The 4740-nt window shown below is 42.9% G+C and carries 7 protein-coding genes and 1 pseudogene; 7 read left to right on the top strand and 1 reads right to left on the bottom strand.

Translation table 11 applies throughout. The annotated features are described in order from the left end of the window. Positions 1-45: 45 nt before the first annotated feature. Positions 46-213, bottom strand: a complete 168-nt coding sequence (locus Q0238_RS06640; protein WP_297944185.1) for a hypothetical protein — start codon at positions 211-213, stop codon at positions 46-48. Positions 214-254: 41 nt separating this feature from the next. Between Q0238_RS06640 and Q0238_RS06635 the strand changes: the two genes are divergently transcribed. The 7 genes and pseudogenes from Q0238_RS06635 to Q0238_RS06605 all read left to right on the top strand — a co-directional run. Then, positions 255-890, top strand: coding sequence for a biotin--[acetyl-CoA-carboxylase] ligase (locus Q0238_RS06635; protein ID WP_297944182.1), 636 nt, complete (start codon positions 255-257; stop codon positions 888-890). Further along, positions 887-1678 carry an AAA family ATPase gene (locus Q0238_RS06630; RefSeq protein ID WP_177389424.1) on the top strand — a complete coding sequence of 264 codons (792 nt, stop codon included), beginning with the start codon at positions 887-889 and terminating at the stop codon, positions 1676-1678. The genes Q0238_RS06635 and Q0238_RS06630 overlap by 4 nt, the downstream gene beginning before the upstream one ends. Then, a complete protein-coding gene (locus Q0238_RS06625) occupies positions 1666-2529 on the top strand; it encodes a ParB/RepB/Spo0J family partition protein (RefSeq protein ID WP_297900598.1) in 864 nt (287 codons plus the stop codon). Before Q0238_RS06630 ends, Q0238_RS06625 begins: the two co-directional genes overlap by 13 nt. Positions 2530-2603: 74 nt before the next feature. Beyond that, positions 2604-3026 carry a F0F1 ATP synthase subunit B' gene (locus Q0238_RS06620; RefSeq protein ID WP_297894462.1) on the top strand — a complete coding sequence of 141 codons (423 nt, stop codon included), beginning with the start codon at positions 2604-2606 and terminating at the stop codon, positions 3024-3026. Positions 3027-3036: 10 nt separating this feature from the next. Further along, the gene (locus tag Q0238_RS06615; protein WP_297944178.1) at positions 3037-3552 is read left to right on the top strand and encodes a F0F1 ATP synthase subunit B; all 516 of its coding nucleotides are present in this window, start codon (positions 3037-3039) and stop codon (positions 3550-3552) included. Further along, a complete protein-coding gene (locus Q0238_RS06610) occupies positions 3552-4082 on the top strand; it encodes a F0F1 ATP synthase subunit delta (RefSeq protein ID WP_297944175.1) in 531 nt (176 codons plus the stop codon). The genes Q0238_RS06615 and Q0238_RS06610 overlap by 1 nt, the downstream gene beginning before the upstream one ends. Before the next feature lie 11 nt (positions 4083-4093). Continuing rightward, positions 4094-4740 (top strand): annotated as a pseudogene (locus tag Q0238_RS06605) (F0F1 ATP synthase subunit alpha); the annotation flags it as partial.

Raw genomic sequence — 4740 nt, 5'->3', positions numbered from 1 at the left:
TTAAAATTCTATGATCGTGCCGCAGAATTTTTGCAAGATAAAGCTTTAAAATTTTATCGCGGTGTCGCTAGGAAAATCCGCGGCGTTGCCGAAAAATTTAGCAAGATCGTAAAATTTCATCGCATAAAATTCCGCTATGCCGTAAAATTTAATCGTGCTAAATTTCATCTTGTTGCAAAATTCTATCGCAGCGCAGAATTTAAACGCTTGCAATATTTCAAGGCGAGCCCTTCGTCTTACGCAAGGAGCAAGTTTTGCAAGTAGAATTTGTAGAGCAAATGCCCTCTACGCAGGAGTTTTTAGTAGGCGCCGTGCGCGAAGGCAGGATAGCGCCGCCTTTTGCGATCGCGGCGGATCGTCAGATCGCGGGTATCGGCTCGCGCGGCAATGATTGGGAGGGCGCTAGCGGCAATCTCGCATTTTCGTTCTGTGTCGCTCAAACGGATCTGCCCGCAGATGTGCCGCCTCAGTCGGCGAGCATATATTTTGCGATGATTATGCAGGAGCTTCTAGCATCGCTCGGTTCGCAGCTTTGGCTTAAATGGCCCAACGATTTTTATGTAGATGAGCGCAAAATCGGTGGGACGATGACGAATAAGATCAAAAATACCCTCGTCTGCGGCATCGGCATGAACCTACTTGGCGCGCCCGAATATGCGGGAATTTTAGATATAAAAATCAGCGCAAAAGACGCTATAGAGGGCTTTTTTGCGCTATATGAAAATAAAATCTCGTGGAAGCAAATTTTTAGAAATTTTTCGTTACAATTCCAAAAATCGCAAAAATTTAGCGTTCATCTAGGCGACGAAAAAATTTCGCTTGCGCAGGCTAAACTTTGCGAAGACGGATCGATCATAATAAATGAAGAAAGGGTTTATGCTTTAAGATGAGTGAAGTAATTACGATTGCAAATCAAAAAGGCGGCGTCGGAAAGACGACCACAGCGGTCAATCTTGCTGCGTCGCTAGCGATAAAGAAAAAGCGGGTCCTACTGATCGACGTAGACCCTCAGGCGAACGCTACGACCGGACTTGGCTTTAACCGCAGCGACTTTGAATTTAACATTTATCACGTCCTAACGGGGCGTAAGAGCATGTCCGAAGTGATCCAAAAGACCGAACTTGAGTTTATGGATTTAGTGCCGTCAAACATCGGACTTGTAGGTATCGAGCGCGAAGTAAGCGAAGAGAAAGATTTCAAACTAATGCTAAAAAATAAAATTTCCGAGGTTAAGGACAGATATGATTTCATAATCATCGATTCGCCGCCGACGCTCGGTAGCATTACGGTAAATGCCTTGGTCGCAAGCGATAGCGTCATCATCCCGATTCAGTGCGAATTCTACGCGCTTGAAGGCGTCGCGCTGATTCTAAATACCGTAAAAGTCGTTAAGCAAACGCTCAATAAAAATTTAAAAATTCGCGGGTTTTTGCCTACGATGTATAGTTTGCAAAACAACCTCGCTAAAGAAACGGTCGCGAATTTACGCGAGTATTTCGACGATAAGCTCTTTCGTATCGGCAAGAGTGATGATCTAGTCATCATCCCGCGCAATATTAAGCTAGCCGAAAGCCCAAGCTTTGGTAAGCCGGTGGTTTTATACGATATAAAATCTGCTGGTTCCATCGCTTATCAAGACCTCGCTAAATCCATAATGGAGCAAAAATGGGCAAGGTAAAAAGAGCGCTCGGGCGTGGGCTCGGTGCTATTTTAGATGACGTAGAAAGCTCCTATAACAGGGAGCTAGAAAGCGGAAATGCCGATAGCTTAGTTATCGAAATCGATGTCGATAAAATCGAGCCAAATCCATATCAACCGCGGCAGAGCTTCGATGAGGAGGCACTTAGGCAGCTAAGCGAAAGCATCGCCCGTCACGGGCTTATTCAGCCTATCATCGTTATTCAAAAGGATGATTCTTACGTCCTGATCGCCGGCGAGCGACGCCTAAGAGCGACGAAGCTTTTGGGCGAGAGTAAAATCAAAGCCGTAGTCGCAGACATAAAATCTCAAAATTTAAGAGAGCTTGCCCTCATCGAAAATATCCAGCGCGAGGATCTAAATCCTATCGAGCTTGCTAAGTCCTATAAGGAGCTTATCGGCGAATACAGGATTACGCAAGAGGAGTTAGCCGACATCATCAAAAAGTCCCGCACACAGATTACAAACACGCTAAGACTTTTAAATTTATGCTCCGAAGTGCAAGACGCAATAAGTGCAGATAAAATTTCGCAAGGGCACGCCAAGATAATGGTTGGACTCGAAAAAGAGGATCAAATTTTAGCGCTAAATACCATTTTAGGACAGCGTCTAAGCGTAAGAGATACCGAAAATTTAGTAAAAAAGCTCAAAGATAAAACCGTTCCGAAAGAGAAAAAGCCTGGTGCGGAATTTCAAAGCTTCAAGCCTGAGCTTTTAAAGCTAAAGGCCAAGCTTGATCAATTTGGTAAAATAAGTATCAAAGAGCGTAAAATTTCGATTGAATTTAGCGAAATTTTACAAATTTCCGAGTTTTTAAAGAAAATCGGATGATTTTTTATAGTGTATTTTAATTTTTCATATTGTAAAATACGTATTTTGTTTAAAACTAACCTGGAGGAGGTGCGATGCTAGACGTAAGTTTGACCGCCATGATAACGACCATCGTCGTATTTTTAGCTTTGATTTACTTCTTAAATATCAAGCTTTATAGACCGCTACTTTTGCATATGGAAAAGCGAGAGGCTATTATTAAAGAAGATGAGGCAAATGCGATGAAAAATGCACAGGATGCAGATGCCGATAAAGCGGAAATCGTAAGGATCATGGATGCTGCGAAGTTGCAAGCTGTTAAAATAAAGCAAGAGGCGATGGATAGTGCGAAGCAGGCTGCCGCCAGAGAAATAGCCGAGAAAAAAGCCGCAATGGAGGAGGATTTCGATCAATTTTTAGGCGGTTTGGATGAGCAAAAGCGCAACCTAAAAAATGATTTGCAAGCCAAAATTCCGGAATTTAAAAATGCTCTAAGCAGCGCTGTGGCTAAAGTATGAGGATTTCAGTATGAAAAAATATCTATTTTTATTTATAATTCCGGCGTTTGTTTTAGCTAGCGGTGGGCACGATGGGGTCAAAGACTACGACGTGCTGTGGCGAAGCATAAATTTCATTTTGTTTTTCGGAATTTTGTTTTATCTTTTAAAAGGTCCCGCAAAAGCGGCATATCAAGGTAGAATCGACGGCATCGCATCTAGGCTTGAAGCTAATCAAAAAATTTTAAAAGAGTCCGCAGCTCGCAAGGAGCAAGCTAAAAAAGACCTTCAAGATGCTAAGGTCCAAGGCGCAGCTTTAATCGAAACCGCTAAAAAAGAGATCGTGTTCGCTGCCGGAAAGATAAAAAATGCAACCGAACAAGAGATTGCGAATTTGCAAAAATCTTTCGACGAGCAGAAGAGCTTTGAGGCGCGTAAGATCAAAAAAGAGGTCGTAAGCGAGATACTGGATGATGTTTTTGCATCGGACGACATTAAATTCGGTCAAGACAAACTGGTTAAAATCGTAGAGAAAAAGGTCGGATGATGATAAATAACACCTCAAAAAGATATGTAAACGCCCTGATACTGGGCTATAAAAAAGATGAACTATGCTCTGTTTTGCAGACGCTCGAGAGCGTCGCGAGCGCATTTAGAATTCCAAAATTCCAAGATATTGTAAAATCTCCGACGCTAAAAGAGGAATCCAAAGTGGAACTTATTGCGTCGTTTATAAAAAATCCAAGCGAAAAAATCGTAAATTTTATTAAACTTCTAGCTAAAAATAGGCGTATTGCGCTAATTCCACAGATAGTCGAGGAGCTGCGCAAGAATATTACGGCGCTGGATAATAAATACTTAGGTAAAATTTATTCCGCTACCGAAATAGACGCCGCGAAAATAAAAGAGCTAGAGACTAAAATTTCAAAGAAATTTAATGCAGATATTACTCTGCAACCCGTTAAAAGCGAGCTTGAAGGCATTAAGATCGAAGTCGAGGATCTTGGATTTGAGATTAGTTTTTCAGTTGATAGATTGAAACAAAAAATGAGCGAATATATTTTAAAAGCAATTTAAAGGAGTAAAGCGTGGGTGCGAAAATTAAGGCAGACGAAATCAGCAGCATAATCAAAGAGCGAATCGAAAATTTCGATCTTAGCGTTGATATCGAAGAAACCGGTAAGGTCGTTTCGGTCGCAGACGGCGTTGCTAATGTTTACGGCTTAAAAAACGTAATGGCTAACGAGATGGTCGAGTTCGAAAACGGAGCTCGCGGTATCGCGTTAAATTTAGAGGAGAGCAGCGTCGGTATCGTTATTTTGGGCGATACTAGCGGCATAAACGAAGGAAGTAGCGTAAAAAGACTGGGTAAGCTACTTCGCGTGCCGGTGGGCGATGCTATGATCGGACGCGTGGTAAACGCTCTAGGCGAGCCGATCGACGGCAAGGGCGCGATAGAGACCAGTGATACTAGATTTGTCGAAGAAAAGGCTAAAGGCATCATGGCTCGTAAATCCGTCCACGAACCGCTTCAAACCGGTCTTAAAGCGATAGACGCGCTAGTGCCGATCGGTCGCGGACAGCGCGAGCTCATCATCGGCGACCGCCAAACAGGAAAAACCACCGTTGCTGTTGATACCATCATCAATCAAAAGGGTCAAGATGTCATCTGCATATACGTAGCAATCGGTCAGAAACAATCCACCGTCGCGCAAGTCGTTAAAAAGCTTGAAGA

The sequence above is a fragment of the uncultured Campylobacter sp. genome (assembly GCF_938045775.1).
Taxonomy (GTDB): domain Bacteria; phylum Campylobacterota; class Campylobacteria; order Campylobacterales; family Campylobacteraceae; genus Campylobacter_B.
This window is presented reverse-complemented; position numbering and strand designations above follow the sequence as displayed.

Excerpts from the sequence above, each read along its gene's own strand:
- Q0238_RS06630 (WP_177389424.1), top strand. The coding sequence starts at position 887 with ATGAGTGAAGTAATTACGATTGCAAATCAAAAAGGCGGCGTCGGAAAG.
- Q0238_RS06625 (WP_297900598.1), top strand. The coding sequence starts at position 1,666 with ATGGGCAAGGTAAAAAGAGCGCTCGGGCGTGGGCTCGGTGCTATTTTA.
- Q0238_RS06620 (WP_297894462.1), top strand. The coding sequence starts at position 2,604 with ATGCTAGACGTAAGTTTGACCGCCATGATAACGACCATCGTCGTATTT.
- Q0238_RS06615 (WP_297944178.1), top strand. The coding sequence starts at position 3,037 with ATGAAAAAATATCTATTTTTATTTATAATTCCGGCGTTTGTTTTAGCT.
- Q0238_RS06610 (WP_297944175.1), top strand. The coding sequence starts at position 3,552 with ATGATAAATAACACCTCAAAAAGATATGTAAACGCCCTGATACTGGGC.